At 71.7% G+C, this 13,649-nt stretch carries 13 protein-coding genes; 3 read left to right on the top strand and 10 right to left on the bottom strand.

Annotated features, from left to right (window positions below; genetic code table 11):
- Positions 1-199: 199 nt before the first annotated feature.
- Positions 200-1,651 carry a serine hydrolase domain-containing protein gene (locus OG432_RS23610; RefSeq protein ID WP_328312946.1) on the top strand — a complete coding sequence of 484 codons (1,452 nt, stop codon included), beginning with the start codon at positions 200-202 and terminating at the stop codon, positions 1,649-1,651.
- Positions 1,652-1,724: 73 nt separating this feature from the next.
- On the opposite strand, the gene era is transcribed toward OG432_RS23610, so the two are convergent.
- Positions 1,725-2,678 carry a GTPase Era gene (gene era, locus OG432_RS23605; RefSeq protein ID WP_328312945.1) on the bottom strand — a complete coding sequence of 318 codons (954 nt, stop codon included), beginning with the start codon at positions 2,676-2,678 and terminating at the stop codon, positions 1,725-1,727.
- 362 nt (positions 2,679-3,040) lie between these two features.
- Between era and OG432_RS23600 the strand changes: the two genes are divergently transcribed.
- Positions 3,041-3,814 (top strand): SDR family NAD(P)-dependent oxidoreductase, encoded by a 774-nt coding sequence (locus tag OG432_RS23600; protein ID WP_328312944.1) that lies wholly within the window; start codon positions 3,041-3,043, stop codon positions 3,812-3,814.
- Here the strand turns inward: OG432_RS23600 and OG432_RS23595 are convergent.
- The 5 genes from OG432_RS23595 to OG432_RS23575 all read right to left on the bottom strand — a co-directional run bounded on the left by OG432_RS23595 (position 3,786) and on the right by OG432_RS23575 (position 8,678).
- Positions 3,786-4,799 carry a WxL protein peptidoglycan domain-containing protein gene (locus tag OG432_RS23595; RefSeq protein ID WP_328312943.1) on the bottom strand — a complete coding sequence of 338 codons (1,014 nt, stop codon included), beginning with the start codon at positions 4,797-4,799 and terminating at the stop codon, positions 3,786-3,788. The genes OG432_RS23600 and OG432_RS23595 overlap by 29 nt on opposite strands.
- Before the next feature lie 61 nt (positions 4,800-4,860).
- The gene (locus OG432_RS23590) at positions 4,861-6,180 is read right to left on the bottom strand and encodes a beta-xylosidase (protein ID WP_328312942.1); all 1,320 of its coding nucleotides are present in this window, start codon (positions 6,178-6,180) and stop codon (positions 4,861-4,863) included.
- Between the two features lie 270 nt (positions 6,181-6,450).
- A complete protein-coding gene (locus tag OG432_RS23585) occupies positions 6,451-6,933 on the bottom strand; it encodes a hypothetical protein (protein WP_328312941.1) in 483 nt (160 codons plus the stop codon).
- 520 nt (positions 6,934-7,453) lie between these two features.
- Positions 7,454-7,798, bottom strand: coding sequence for a cytidine deaminase (locus tag OG432_RS23580; RefSeq protein WP_328312940.1), 345 nt, complete (start codon positions 7,796-7,798; stop codon positions 7,454-7,456).
- 58 nt (positions 7,799-7,856) lie between these two features.
- Positions 7,857-8,678: a helix-turn-helix transcriptional regulator gene (locus tag OG432_RS23575; RefSeq protein WP_328315214.1), complete on the bottom strand. Its 822-nt coding sequence runs from the start codon at positions 8,676-8,678 to the stop codon at positions 7,857-7,859.
- 141 nt (positions 8,679-8,819) lie between these two features.
- On the opposite strand from OG432_RS23575, the gene OG432_RS23570 reads away from it, so the two are divergent.
- The gene (locus tag OG432_RS23570; RefSeq protein ID WP_328312939.1) at positions 8,820-10,298 is read left to right on the top strand and encodes an MFS transporter; all 1,479 of its coding nucleotides are present in this window, start codon (positions 8,820-8,822) and stop codon (positions 10,296-10,298) included.
- A gap of 4 nt (positions 10,299-10,302) precedes the next feature.
- Here the strand turns inward: OG432_RS23570 and OG432_RS23565 are convergent, their stop codons facing one another.
- The 4 genes from OG432_RS23565 to OG432_RS23550 are packed head-to-tail and all read right to left on the bottom strand — an operon-like array spanning position 10,303 to position 13,523.
- Positions 10,303-10,656 (bottom strand): MmcQ/YjbR family DNA-binding protein, encoded by a 354-nt coding sequence (locus OG432_RS23565; protein WP_328315213.1) that lies wholly within the window; start codon positions 10,654-10,656, stop codon positions 10,303-10,305.
- Positions 10,657-10,670: 14 nt separating this feature from the next.
- Complete coding sequence (locus tag OG432_RS23560) at positions 10,671-11,972, bottom strand: hemolysin family protein (protein WP_328312938.1); 1,302 nt, start codon at positions 11,970-11,972, stop codon at positions 10,671-10,673.
- On the bottom strand, positions 11,969-12,472 hold the full coding sequence (gene ybeY, locus OG432_RS23555) for an rRNA maturation RNase YbeY (RefSeq protein ID WP_328312937.1): 504 nt from the start codon (positions 12,470-12,472) through the stop codon (positions 11,969-11,971). Before ybeY ends, OG432_RS23560 begins: the two co-directional genes overlap by 4 nt.
- 13 nt (positions 12,473-12,485) lie before the next feature.
- Positions 12,486-13,523, bottom strand: coding sequence for a PhoH family protein (locus OG432_RS23550; protein ID WP_328312936.1), 1,038 nt, complete (start codon positions 13,521-13,523; stop codon positions 12,486-12,488).
- Positions 13,524-13,649 lie beyond the last annotated feature (126 nt).

Here is a 13,649-nt window from a genome sequence, read left to right as displayed (position 1 = left end):
TGGCCGCCCAACTGGCACTTGGCAAAGGCCTGTTGGCCTCCGGACCGGCCCCCGTCCGAGGCCCGTCCGGGTCGCCGGACCGCCACGCCCCGGCACTTCTCCCGCGCCGGCCCGACGGCAGCCCTTGCCTCGCCCGACCCTCTCTGCGTACAGTGTGCGCAGCAAGGGAACAGCGTACGCAGTCCGGGAGGGGAACCCGATGTCGAAGAACGTGAGCTGGGACGAGCAGGGGGAATGGCGCGCCGAGGGGGCCTGGGGGGCCGGCGGGTCCGACGGGGAGCGCTTCTACCTGGACGCGTGGCAGGCGCGGCTCGACGAGCTCCGCCGGACCCACCACGTGCCCGGCGCCACCCTCGCCGTGCTGGCGCACGGCACGGTCCACGAGCTGGCGAGCGGGGTGCTGCACACCGGCACCGGCGTGGCGGCCACCACCGACTCGGTCTTCCAGCTCGGCTCGCTCGCCAAGACGTACACCGCCACGCTCGTCATGCGGCTCGTCGACGCCGGGAAGCTGGATCTGGACGCGCCGGTCCGCGAGGTGCTGCCCGACTTCACGGTCGCCGACGACAAGGCGAGCCGCACCATCACACCCCGGCAGCTGCTCTCCCACACCAGCGGTCTGACCTGCGACTTCACCTTCGATTCCGGGCGCGGCGACGACTGCCTCGAGCGGTACGTCGATGCCGCCAAGGGCGTCGCCCTGGACTGCCCGTCCGGCAGCGCCTGCTCCTACAGCAGCCTCGGCTTCAACGTGCTGGGCCGCATCGTCGAGGTCCTCACCGGCACGACCTGGGACCAGGCCCTCAAGGATCTGGTGCTCGACCCGCTCGGTGTGACCCACACGATGACACTGCCCGAGGAGGCGCTCGCGTTCCGGGCCGCGATGGGTCACCTCGGCGAGTACGGCGAGGACCCCGCGCCGGCCCCCGCCTGGGACCTCATGCCGCGCTCGGCGGGCCCCTACGGCCGGGTCATCGCCAGCGCCGGTGACGTCGCCCGGCTCGCCCAGTTGCACCTCGCGGGCGGCACCGCCCCCGACGGGACCCGGCTGCTGAGCCCCGCGAGCGTCGCCGCGATGCAGACCCGCGAGGTCGACTCCCCCGACAAGTGGACCGTCCACGCCGACGGCTGGGGCCTCGGCTGGACCCTGTACGACTGGAACGGCATCGAGGGCTTCGGCCACGACGGCGCCTCGATCGGCCAGTACGGCTTCCTGCGGGTGGTGCCGGGCGCCGGCGTGGCGGTGGTGCTCCTGACCAACGGCGGCGACGCGCGCCGGCTGTACGAGGACCTCTTCACCGAGCTCCTCGGCGAGCTGGCCGGGGTGCGCATGCCCGCCCCCTTCGAGCCGCCCGCCGAGCCGGTCGCCGTGGACTTCGCACCGCTCACCGGCACCTACGAGCGCGAGGGCGTCCTCATCACCGTCTCCGAGCGGGACGGCAAGCCGCACCTGGTGTACGAGTTCGTCGGCGGCATGAAGGACTTCTCGCCGCCGCTGGAGATGGAACTCGTGGCCGTCACGGACACGGTGTTCGCGGGCGCGGGCTCCGGCGCCTACAGCGCGGACTGGATGCCGGTCGTCTTCGCCACCCTCCAGGACGGCACCGCCTGCTGCTACATCGGCATGCGCTGCGCCCCGAAGGTCGCCTGACCGGGAACCGCCCACAGCCGACGACCCCCGCCGACACGTGCTCGGCGGGGGTCGTGGCGTGCGGCGCTACGGGTCAGAATCCGAGCTTGCGCAGCTGCTTGGGGTCGCGCTGCCAGTCCTTGGCGACCTTGACGTGGAGGTCGAGGAAGACCGGCGTGCCGAGCAGCGCCTCGATGTGCTTGCGGGACTTCATGCCGACCTCTTTCAGGCGCTTGCCCTTGGGGCCGATGATGATGCCCTTCTGGCTGGGGCGCTCGATGTAGACGTTGGCGTGGATGTCGAGGAGCGGCTTGTCGGCGGGCCGGTCCTCGCGCGGGATCATCTCCTCCACGACGACGGCGATGGAGTGCGGCAGCTCGTCCCGTACGCCTTCGAGGGCGGCCTCACGGATCAGCTCGGCGACCATGACCTGCTCGGGCTCGTCGGTGAGGTCGCCCTCGGGGTAGAGCGGCGGGCTCTCGGGGAGCATCGGGATCAGCAGGTCCGCGAGGAGCGTGACCTGGACGTCGCCGACCGCCGAGACCGGCACGATCTGCGCCCACTCGAAGCCGAGCTCCGTGGACAGCTGGTCGACGGCGATGAGCTGTTCGGCCAGCGTCTTGGAGTCGACCAGGTCGGTCTTGGTGATGATCGCGATCTTGGGGGTCTTCTTGATCCCCGCGAGTTCCTTGACGATGAACTTGTCGCCGGGACCGAGCTTCTGGTCGGCGGGCAGGCAGAACCCGATCACGTCGACCTCGGCCCACGTGGTGCGGACCACGTCGTTGAGGCGCTCGCCGAGCAGGGTGCGCGGCTTGTGGAGTCCGGGGGTGTCCACGAGGATCAGCTGGGCGTCCGGGCGGTGCACGATGCCGCGCACGGTGTGCCGGGTGGTCTGCGGGCGGTTGGAGGTGATGGCCACCTTCTGCCCGACCAGAGCGTTCGTGAGGGTGGACTTGCCCGCGTTGGGGCGACCGACGAAGCAGGCGAAGCCGGCCCGGTGGGTGGTCTCGGCGGCGGTGTCAGCGGCAGGGGTACGAGCGCTCATGCCGCCATTCTCCCCGATCCCGACCCCGACGCCGCCCAGCCCCTCCCAATCCCGCCCCCAAACCCACCCGGCGACCCGGCCCCGCGACTCCCGGGCCCCCTTTTTTCGGGGCAGGGCTGTCCCGTTTGCGCGGCTCCGCCACGACGGGCGCGCCCCCTCGGCACACCGGCCGGCACCACCCGACGGGCCGACCGGGTGGCTCCGCCCCAGACCCCGTTCGCGCCTGAAGGGCTCGTCCTCACAGGCCTGACGGGCTGATGATGCCGCCCGGCACCGAGTACAAAAAGCGGGCACTGGCCGGGCGATGAGCTCGCCGCACGGGACCGCCCGCCGCCGCGCAGCGTCACGGCATCATGAGGGGCATGGATACCCCCTCCCCCGACACCCCCCGCCGAGTCCTCGTCAGCGGAGCCACCCGCGGGCTGGGCCGGGCCGTGGCCCAGGCCTTCGCCGCACGGGGCGACATCGTGGCCGTGCACTACGGGTCGCGACGCGAGGAGGCCGAGCGGACGCTCGCCTCCCTGCCCGGCGAGGGCCACGTGCTGGCCGGCGGCGACCTGTCGAGCCCGGACGGCGCCCGCGCGGTCGCCGAGAGCGCGGCCACCGGCCTCGGCGGCATCGACGTGCTCGTCAACAACGCCGCCGTGAACCTCCCGCACCCCCTCGCCACCACCGCGTACGAGGACTGGGCGGCGGCCTGGCAGAGCCATGTGTCGGTCAATCTCCTCGCCACGGCCAACCTCAGCCACCTCGCGGCGCGCCGCATGATCGACCAGGGCACGGGCGGCCGGATCGTCAACATCGGCTCGCGCGGGGCGTTCCGCGGCGAGCCGGACCATCCGGCCTACGGGGCGACGAAGGCCGCGGTGCACGCGCTGGGCCAGTCCCTGGCCGTGCATCTCGCCCCGTACGGCATCGGCGTCGCCTCCGTCGCGCCGGGTTTCTTCGAGACGGAGCGGGTCGCGCACCGGCTGAGCGGGGCGGAGGGCGCGGCGATCCGCGCGCAGAGCCCGTTCGGCCGGGTCGCGTCGCCGGACGAGATCGCGGCGGCCGTGCTGTGGCTGGCGTCGCCGGCGGCCGAGTGGGCGTCGGGGACGGTCCTCGACCTCAACGGGGCGTCATATCTGCGGACCTGAGGGGACCGCTCGCGCGCACGGTCCGCCGCCCGGCGCGGTGGCGGATCACGCGGTGGGCGACGAACGCCAGGGCCGCGGCCAGCAGCACGGCTCCGGCGAGCCAGGGCAGAGCCAGGAACGACGCCCCGGCGGAGCCCTTCGCGTCCTTCGCGGTCGCCGTCAACGTGACGTCTCCCCAGTCGAGTTGGGGCGAGCCGTGCCACGTCTCGGTGAGCGTCACCTTCTGTCCGGGCAGCAGTTCCGATGGCACCTTGGTGAGGCCGCGGCTGAGCAGCGTACGGCCGAAGAGGCCCTTCGCGCTCAGGTCGACCTTCGGGTTGAGCGTGACGTTGCCGCGGTTGTGCAGCGTGTACGTGATGTCGGTGCGGCTCTCTCCCGTGCCGGGCACCAGCGGCCGGTGCTGGGACAGCGAGACGTGCTCGACGTCGAGAGCGGGCACGGTGGGTCCGCCGACCCGCAGATAGACCCGGGCGCCCACGGCCTGCTGGATGCCGACGGCGACCTTGCCGCTCCCGGCCGGTCCCGGCGTGACCCGGTCGTCCAGCGCGATCAGGGCGCCGACGTGGTCGCCGGGCTCTGCGCCCTCGGGCACGGCGAGGGTGAAGGGCACGGTGAGCGAGGAACGGGCCGGGACGGTGATCCTGCTCCGCGCGGGCCTCACCCACGCCCCCACCCCGGTCTGCTTCTCCTTCTCGGCGCGCACGGCGAACCCGCCGTCGCGCTCGGTGTTGTACGCGTCGGCCCCGTAGAGCCGGAAGCTCAGCGGCGCCGCCGTCTTGTTGGTGACGGTCACCTTGTCGTCGAGGGTGGTTCCCGGGCCGGCGGAGAGGTAGAAGTACGGGCGCTGCCCCGCGCCCGAACTCGCGGGAAACACGGCCCAGTTGCCGTTGTCGGCGGCGTGCGCCGCGGGCGCGGCGAGCCCGAGGGAGAGCAGGGCGTCGAGGAGGACGGCGGCGGCCAGGAGGAGGGCGGACGGCTTGCGCACGGTGCGGGACCCCCGGGGACGGGTGGGCCGGCCGGGTGCGCGCCCGGCCCACGGGTGGACATCAGGTGAGGGTGAGGGTCAGTACGCCGCTGTAGGTGCCGGGCGGGGTGAACGCCGGCACGTCGAGCGAGAGCTTCGCGTCGACGGTGAACTCGCCGCCGGTGAGCGCCGCGTTCGGGGTGGAGGCGAGGGTCGCGCCGGCGCTGCCCACGGTTCCGGCCGAGCCCGCGGCGCACACGGACGGGGAGCCGGCCTTCGCGGCGCAGGCGGGGGTCCAGCCGAGCTTGCCCGCGTCGATGGAGCCGCCGGGGCCGGTGAAGTCGGTGACCTTGCCGGTCAGGGACCAGCCGGCGGGGCCGCCGCGGAAGTCCTGGACCGTCACCGTGTTCAGATCGCCGGTGGAGGCGCCGCCCTTGCCGAAGTCGACCGCGCTCAGATCGACGCTGTCACCGGCCTGGGACATGGACAGGGTGCCCGCGTTCACGGCCGTGCTGAGCTTCTGGCTCGGTCCGGTCGGCGGGGGTCCGCTGGTGACGGTGTACGCGACCGGGCCCGCGCCGTTGGCCGGGTCCCAGGCCGCTCCTTCGTAGGCCACGATCCCGGTGGTCGCCGGGTCCGTGATCTTCGGCCGGGCGGTGAAGCCGCCGTTGGCGTCCGACGTGAAGGTGATCTTGTCTGCGGTGGTGGCGGTGCCGTTCCAGCCCGCGACGGTGACGTTCGCGTTCGGGGTGAACTTGGACCCGGTGACGGTGGCGCGGTCACCGGCGTTGCCGGAGGCGGGGTCGGCCGTGATGGTCCGCTCGTTGACCTGGCCGCCGCCGTCCGTGGCGTTGACCGTCTCGGAGACGGGCGCGGGCGGGTTGGTGACGGTGCAGGGGGTGTCCAGCTCCATGATGTAGCTGGTGTGGATGTTGTAGTCGCCGGGCGACAGGGTGATCGCACCGGCCTTGGTGGCGGTGAAGCTGCCGCTCATGGAGAACGCCGGGAACGCGCCCTTGCCGGGCACCGGATCGTTCTTCTTGGGTCCCGTGACGTCGACGGTGCCGGCCTGGGCTCCGGCGAGGACGACCTTGCCGGTCGGGGTCATGATGTCGGCGGGCAGGGCGATGTCGACGGGGTTGCTGGCGGCGGGCTTGTTCACCGTGTAGGTGACGGTGACCTTGTCGCCGACCTTGGGTGCCGCGTTGTCGACGGTGATGGTCGCGTTCGTGGTGCCGTCGATGGGCGGGATGCCGGCGATGGCCGGCGGGATGCAGTGCGTGGCGAAGTCGACGGGCGTCGCGGCCAGTGCGCTCGCGGGTGCGGCGAGCGCGCCGGTCCCCGCGGCGAGTGCGACCGCCCCCAATACGGCGGCCAGACGCCGTCTTCGACGTAGCGACATGGGCGGTGCCCCCCTTCCTGAAGTGGCACAGCGCGGCTCGGCTGCGCCGGCAGGGGGCCATTGACGGCTCGGCGCGAAAAGAAGTCAATGGAATCCCGACGCACCAACTGATGACCCATCAGATACTGTCAAGATCCCGCAGGATCACGGCATTTCGCGCCGCACGCATGGACACGCGGCCGCTGCGGCGGGGCACACGGAAGCCGGCGCCGCCCGGGACGGCACCGGCTCGTTCTGCGTGGCGCGTGCGCCGCGGGCGCCGCGTGCGGATCAGAAGACGAACGGGCCCGGCGACTGGGAGGTCGTCGCGTCGCAGTTCACCGTGATCCCGAAGATCACCATCTTCAGGGCGGTACCGGCGAAGTACGAATTGAGGCTGTCACCGGCGGCGACGGTGCCGTTGAGCGGCCCGATCTTGACGGAACTGCCCGCCGGCAGGGCCGGGTTGGCCTTGCCGCTGAACACCCTGGTGCCACCGCCGGCCTTGGCGAGGGTCAGGTTCGCACTGATCTGGTTGGCCCCGACCGCGATCGGGGTGGTGACGGCCGAGGTCAGCGTGATGGTCGCGGCCGTACCGCTCTGGGTCGCGGTGAGCGTGGCCCCGCCACCGCCCCAGGTCCCGCAGTCGTACGTGGCGGTCGCCGTGGTCGGCGTGACGGCCGCGGCGCTCGGCGCGAGGGCGAGGCCCGCGGCGGCCACCGCTCCCACCGCGAGTGCGGCCCGCACGACCGGCCTGCTGGTGCTCTTACGCATGATTCCCCTTCCCATGACAGGGAGTTGATCGTCTGCCGCGTCATCGACACACGACCGCGCGGCAGCCCCGGCGGCCCACGCGCACGGGTGCGCGGGCGTGCGGGCATGGCTCTGACGGGGCTGCGCTCACGTGCGCGGAGGGAGTCCGACTCCGGTACGGGGTTGCGGCTCTGCACCCCGTGCCGGTCCGCCCCATGGATCTGACGGCCCGTCGGTTCGACTGCCGTCCATTGATGCGCGGGCGGCTTGGGATTGCAAGGGGCGTCGCGTTGATTGTTGGGGGACCGGGCGGTCCCCCTCCAACACCCCCTGCCCCCGCTTCTCCCGTGCCACCCACCCGCGCGGTTCCCCGCGCCCCCTCAAAACCCCGCTTCGTCCGCGGACCGTGCCCGCTCCTCGCGCGGTTCCCCGCGCCCCTGGCCACTCGGTGCCGGGCGGCATGGGCATCCTCAGCCCGTCATGGGGGTCCCCCCTGGCCCTCAAGGCCCTGGGGGAGGGTGGGAAAACGTGCCCCGGGGGGTCAGAGCGTACGGCTCACCTCACCCGCCGGCGTCGCCAAGAACACCCTCACCCCGGCCCCGCCCAGATCCCGTACCGCCGCCACATCCGCCTCCGCAGGAACCGCCGCCTCCGTCACCACCGCCGCCGCTTCCAACGACGTCGCTCCGCTCGCCACGGCCATCGCGACCGCCGTCCGGAGCGCGGAAAGCTTCAGGGAGGCGAGCTCGACCGTGCCGGCAACGTAGGTGCGGCCCGTCTCGTCGCGCACGGCCGCGCCCTCGGCGACGCCGTTGCGGGCCCTGGCGCTGCGCGCCAGCGTGATGATCTTGCGGTCCTCGGGGTCGAGTTCGGTGCTCTGAGTCATGCCCCGAGCATAAGGAGTGGGACGACCGGCGGGGCGGCGGGGCGCCCGAGCCCCGGGGTCAGACCGCGACCGGGTACATCGAGCCGCGCCGGCCCTCCGGCGAGGTCAGCCACTCCAGCTTCTCGGCGGTCTCGGTGTTCGGCAGCGGGGTGTGCAGCACGATCACCAGATCCGGGCGGGCCGGAACCCGCAGCTGGGTCGACTCCACGTGCAGGGCGCCCACCACCGGATGCTCGATCTCCTTGCGGAGCTGCCCGCCGGGCTGGACGTCGCGCCGCTCCCACAGCTCCACGAACTCCGGGCTGAGCTCCTTGGCGTGCTCCACGACCGCCTGGAACCCCTCGTCGTCGGGCCGCTCCGAGCAGGCCGCGCGGAACTGGGCGACGACGTTGCAGGCGATCTCCTCCCAGCGCTTGGCGCGCTCGCGGTAGAGGGGATCGGTGAAGAACGCGATCAGGCAGTTCTGCACGATCTCGGGTCGCATGCCGAGGACGAGCGCCGCCGAGTCGTTGTACATGACCGTGTTCCAGTACGCGTCCATGATGTGCGCCGGGAACGGCATCCAGGCGTCGATGAGGCGCTGCAGGCCGTTGCACATGTCGGCGTTGTCCGGGTCGACCTCCGGGGCCGGCGGGTTGAGCCCGGCCAGGACGTACAGGTGACGGCGCTCGGCGCTGGTCAGTTGGAGGACCCGGCCCACCGAGTCCAGCACCTGCGGAGAGACGGTGATGTCGCGGCCCTGCTCCAGCCACTGGTACCAGGAGACGCCGACCCCGGCGAGCACGGCGACCTCCTCGCGGCGCAGCCCGGGGGTGCGGCGGCGGGCCCCGCCGTCGGGAAGTCCGGCCTGGGTGGGCGTGATCCGTGCCCGTCTGCTCATCAAGAACTCGCGCAACTCAGTGCGGCGCCGCTTGTCGATCGGTGTAGCCACTGTCTCTCCCCCTGCCGGCTGCCTGGTGGTGCCACCAACAGGATAAGTTCCCACTCTCCACGGGCATTCCCGGGCCGCGAAGGTGGGGCCATGGCGATCGATACGACGACAGCAGTCACCGGGCCCGAGACCGCGGCCCCCTCCGGTTCCGTACCCCCCTCCGGTTCCGTACCCCCCTCCACCTCCGTACCCCACTCCCCCGCGGACGCCCGGCTCAGCCGCCGGGCCAAGCTGGTCCTCTTCGTGCTGTGCGCCGCCCAGTTCATGGTGGCGCTCGACTTCTCCGTGCTGAACGTGGCGCTGCCCACGCTCGGCACGGACCTGGGCCTGAGCCGGTCCGCGCTCCAGTGGGCGGTCACCGCGTTCGCGCTTCCTTCGGGCGGCTTCCTGCTCCTGTTCGGCCGCATCGCCGACCTCTTCGGCCGCAAGAAGCTGTTCCTGACGGGACTCGCCCTGTTCGGCGCGGCGTCGCTGCTCGCCACCCTCGCCTGGGACCCGGCCTCGTTCCTGACCGGGCGCGCGCTGCAGGGCCTCGGCGCGGCCGTCATCGTGCCGACCGGCATGTCCCTGCTGACCACGACGTTCCCCGAGGGCCCGCAGCGCGACAAGGCGCTCGGCATCTCCGGCACGCTGCTCTCGCTGGGCTTCACCATCGGCATGGTGCTCGGCGGTGTCATGACCGACACGCTCGGCTGGCGCTCCACGATGGGCCTGCTCGTGGCGTTCGCGGCGGTGGTCCTGGCGCTCGCTCCCGGCCTGCTGCCCGAGTCGCGCACCCCCGAGCGGCCGCGGCTCGACGTGCCCGGCGCCGTCACCGTCACCGGTGGTCTGCTCGCGGTGATCTACTCCCTGTCGACGGCGGCCCAGCGCGGCTTCGGCGGTGTCGACGTGTGGGGCACGCTGCTGGTGGGCATCGCCCTGCTCGCCGCGTTCGTGATCGTCGAGTCGAAGGCCGCGGCGCCGCTGGTGTCGCTGCCGATGCTGAAGCGCCGCACGGTGGCCTGGGGCAACGTGGGCGGTCTCGTCACCTTCTCGATGATGTCGACGGTCGTCTTCGTGCTGACCCTCTACCTCCAGGAGACGCTGGGTCTTTCGTCCTTCGAGACCGGTCTGGTCTTCGGCATCCAGGGGATCGCGTCGGCCGTCGCCGGCACGTACGCGGCCCGGCTCATCGGCCGCTTCGGCTCGCGGCGCGTGCTGGCCGTCTCGCTGCTCGGCCAGGGCGTGTTCATCGCCGCGCTCCTCGGCCTCGGCAGCCACTCGGGCGTCCTGCTCGCCACCGTCGCCGTCTCGCTGGCCAGCATGTGCCACCTGGGCGCGATCATCTCGTACGGCGTGACCGTGACCAGCGGGGTGCCCGACGAGGAGCAGGGCCTGGCGACCGGGCTCGTCACCACCACCCAGCAGATCGGGCTCACCGTCGGCATCCCGCTGCTCGGCGTGCTCGCCACCACGCAGTCCTCGCTGTTCGACGGGGTGCGTACGGTGCTGGCGATCGACGCGGGTGTCGTGATCGCGGCGGCCGCCCTGGTGGCGGTCGGCCTCGGACTGCGCAAGCGCGCGGCTTGAGTGGTCAGGGCCGGTCGAGCCGGAGCCGCTCGGCCTTCGGCAGACCGGCCACCACCAGGTCGTACGAGTCCTCGATGAGCTCCCGGACCATCCGGTCCGGGAGCTCCGCCGTGTTCACGGTGTTCCAGTGCCGCTTGTTCATGTGGTAGCCCGGCACGATCGCGGGGTGCTCCTCGCGCAGCCGGACCGCCTCGTCGGGGTCGCACTTGAGGTTGACGGTGAGCGGCTCGGAGTCGAGCGCGGTGAGCGCGAAGACCTTGCCGAGCACCTTGAAGACCGAGGTCTCCGGGTTGAACGGGAACTCCTCGGTCACGGCGTTGAACTCCAGGCAGAACGCCCGCAGTTGCTTGGCCGTCATCCGGCGCCCGGCTGTCATCGCCCGGCCTCCTTCTCCTCGTCGTCGTCCTTGGACGGCTCCACGAGCACGGTGACGATCTTGTTGCGGCGGCCGGCCGGGGATTCGGCGGTGAGCCGCAGCCTGCGCGCGTCGGGCAGTTCCACGACGGCCGACGCGCCGGCGATCGGTACCCGGCCGAGCGACTTGGCGAGCAGCCCGCCCACCGTCTCCACGTCCTCGTCGTCGAACTCGTCGAACCCGAACAGTTCGCCCAGGTCGCCGATGTCGAGGCGGGCGGTGACCCGGAAGCAGCCGTCGTCCAGCTCGGTGACCGGGGGCAGTTCGCGGTCGTACTCGTCGGTGATCTCGCCGACGATCTCTTCGAGGATGTCCTCGATGGTGACGATGCCCGCGGTGCCGCCGTACTCGTCGATGACGACGGCGACGTGGCTGCGCTGCTGCTGCATCTCGCGCAGCAGGTCGCCGGCGTTCTTGGTGTCGGGCACGAACGCGGCGGGCCGCATCGCGGTGGAGACGAGGTCGGCCTCGGAGTCCCGGTTGATGTGCGTCTTGCGGACCAGGTCCTTGAGGTAGACGATCCCGACGATGTCGTCCTCGTTCTCGCCGGTCACCGGGATGCGCGAGAAACCGGAGCGCAGGGCGAGGGTGAGGGCCTGGCGGATCGTCTTGTAGCGCTCGATGCAGACGAGGTCGGTGCGCGGCACCATGACCTCGCGCACCAGGGTGTCGCCGAGCTCGAACACCGAGTGCACCATGCGGCGCTCGTCGTCCTCGATCAGCGACTCCGCCTCGGCGAGGTCGACCATCGCGCGCAGCTCGGCCTCGGAGGCGAACGGCCCCTTGCGGAAGCCCTTTCCGGGGGTCAGCGCGTTGCCGAGCAGGATCAGGAGCTGCGGGATCGGCCCCATGATCCTGGCCAGCGGCAGCAGCACGTACGCGGCGGCCGTCGCGGTATTCAGGGGGTGCTGGCGGCCGATGGTGCGGGGCGAGACGCCGACGGCGACGTACGACACGAGAACCATCACGGCGATGGCGACGAGCAGCGCGGCCCATGTCTGGCCGAACTCCTCCAGGCACACGTAGGTGACGAGGACCCCGGCGGCCATCTCGCAGGCGACCCGCACGAGCAGGGCGACGTTGAGGTAGCGCGTGGGCTCGGCGGCGATCTGCGCGAGCTTGGCGCTGCCGCGCCGGCCGGTGCGGACCGCCTCGGCGGCGCGGAAGGAGGAGATGCGGGCGAGGCCGGCCTCGGCGCAGGCGGCGAGCCAGGCGACGACGACGAGCGCGACGGCTCCCGCGATGAGCTGCCCGGTCATGAGACGGTCGGCGCCGGTGAGGGGCCGGTCAGGCCCTTCTCCGCTCGCCAGCCGTCGACGATGGCCGCCTGGAGGCCGAACATCTCGGCCTTCTCGTCCGGCTCCTCGTGGTCGTAGCCGAGCAGGTGCAGCACGCCGTGGACGGTGAGGAGCTGGAGCTCCTCGTCCATGGAGTGCTGCGTCTCGGCGTCCTCGCCCTGCTTCTTCGCGACCTCGGGGCACAGCACGATGTCGCCGAGGAGGCCCTGCGGGGCCTCCGCCGCGTCGTCGTCCTTCGCCGGCGGACGCAGCTCGTCCATCGGGAAGGACATGACGTCGGTGGGGCCCGGCAGGTCCATCCACTGGATGTGCAGCTGCTCCATGGCTTCGGCGTCCACGACGATCACCGAGAGTTCGGAGAGCGGGTGGATCCGCATCCGTGTGAGGGCGTAGCGGGCGATGTCGAGGATCGCCTGCTCGTCGACCTCGGTTCCGGACTCGTTGTTGACGTCGATCGACATGGTGCGCTCTGCTCTACTTCCCGTTTCGGCCGCGCTGCCCGTTGTGGTCCTGGCGGCTGTCGTACTGCTCGTACGCGTCGACGATACGGCCGACGAGCTTGTGCCGTACGACATCCTGCGAGGTGAGCCGGGAGAAGTGCACGTCGTCGACGCCCTCCAGGATGTCCTGGACCTGGCGCAGACCGCTCTTGGTGCCGCTCGGCAGGTCGACCTGGGTGACGTCACCGGTGATGACGATCTTCGAGTCGAAGCCGAGCCTGGTCAGGAACATCTTCATCTGCTCGGCGCTGGTGTTCTGCGCCTCGTCGAGGATGATGAACGCGTCGTTCAGGGTGCGCCCGCGCATGTAGGCCAGGGGTGCGACCTCGATGGTGCCGGCCGCCATCAGGCGCGGGATCGACTCGGGGTCGAGCATGTCGTGCAGGGCGTCGTACAGCGGCCGCAGGTAGGGGTCGATCTTCTCGTAGAGCGTGCCGGGCAGGAAGCCGAGGCGCTCGCCGGCCTCCACCGCGGGCCGGGTCAGGATGATCCGGGTGACCTGCTTGGACTGCAGGGCCTGGACCGCCTTGGCCATGGCGAGGTAGGTCTTGCCGGTGCCCGCGGGCCCGATACCGAAGACGATCGTGTGCTTGTCGATCGCGTCGACGTACCGCTTCTGGTTGAGGGTCTTGGGGCGGATGGTGCGGCCGCGGTTGGAGAGGATGTTCTGCGTGAGCACCTCGGCGGGTGTCTCGCCGTTCCCCTCCCCGTTCGCTGCGTTGCCCCTTGCGCGGAGCATGGCGACCGAGCGTTCCACTGCGTCCTCCGTCATCGGCTGTCCGGTGCGGAGCACCAGCAACATCTCGTCGAACAGTCGCTGGATGAGGGCGACTTCCGTCGCGTCTCCCACGGCGCTGATCTCATTGCCCCGTACGTGGATGTCGGCCGACGGGAAGGCCTTCTCGATCACGCGCAGCAGGGAGTCGCTCGAACCCAGGACGGTCACCATGGGGTGCTTGGCCGGGATGGTGATCTGGGCGTGCGCCTGCGGGTGTGTGGGTGTCTGCGTCATGGGCCGGCCGTGTGGCCTGCACATACCTCCCGTTGCAGGGGTCTCGCTGATCGAGAGCCTCTGGGATACCAAGCGTACGACTTGCCGCGCATGCGGCCGAGGGGTTTTCGCCCTCGGGTCGCGCCC

The organism is Streptomyces sp. NBC_00442 (assembly GCF_036014195.1).
GTDB lineage: Bacteria > Actinomycetota > Actinomycetes > Streptomycetales > Streptomycetaceae > Streptomyces.
Note: the sequence above shows the minus strand (reverse complement) of the source record. Positions and strands in the feature narration are given on the sequence as shown.

What these genes read in the sequence shown, in the direction of transcription:
- OG432_RS23560 (WP_328312938.1), bottom strand. Translation starts at nt 11,972, where the DNA reads ATGACCGGGCAGCTCATCGCGGGAGCCGTCGCGCTCGTCGTCGTCGCC.
- OG432_RS23600 (WP_328312944.1), top strand. Translation starts at nt 3,041, where the DNA reads ATGGATACCCCCTCCCCCGACACCCCCCGCCGAGTCCTCGTCAGCGGA.
- OG432_RS23580 (WP_328312940.1), bottom strand. Translation starts at nt 7,798, where the DNA reads ATGACTCAGAGCACCGAACTCGACCCCGAGGACCGCAAGATCATCACG.
- OG432_RS23565 (WP_328315213.1), bottom strand. Translation starts at nt 10,656, where the DNA reads ATGACGGCCAAGCAACTGCGGGCGTTCTGCCTGGAGTTCAACGCCGTG.
- OG432_RS23610 (WP_328312946.1), top strand. Translation starts at nt 200, where the DNA reads ATGTCGAAGAACGTGAGCTGGGACGAGCAGGGGGAATGGCGCGCCGAG.
- OG432_RS23570 (WP_328312939.1), top strand. Translation starts at nt 8,820, where the DNA reads ATGGCGATCGATACGACGACAGCAGTCACCGGGCCCGAGACCGCGGCC.
- ybeY (WP_328312937.1), bottom strand. Translation starts at nt 12,472, where the DNA reads ATGTCGATCGACGTCAACAACGAGTCCGGAACCGAGGTCGACGAGCAG.
- era (WP_328312945.1), bottom strand. Translation starts at nt 2,678, where the DNA reads ATGAGCGCTCGTACCCCTGCCGCTGACACCGCCGCCGAGACCACCCAC.
- OG432_RS23585 (WP_328312941.1), bottom strand. Translation starts at nt 6,933, where the DNA reads ATGCGTAAGAGCACCAGCAGGCCGGTCGTGCGGGCCGCACTCGCGGTG.
- OG432_RS23575 (WP_328315214.1), bottom strand. Translation starts at nt 8,678, where the DNA reads ATGAGCAGACGGGCACGGATCACGCCCACCCAGGCCGGACTTCCCGAC.
- OG432_RS23550 (WP_328312936.1), bottom strand. Translation starts at nt 13,523, where the DNA reads ATGACGCAGACACCCACACACCCGCAGGCGCACGCCCAGATCACCATC.
- OG432_RS23590 (WP_328312942.1), bottom strand. Translation starts at nt 6,180, where the DNA reads ATGTCGCTACGTCGAAGACGGCGTCTGGCCGCCGTATTGGGGGCGGTC.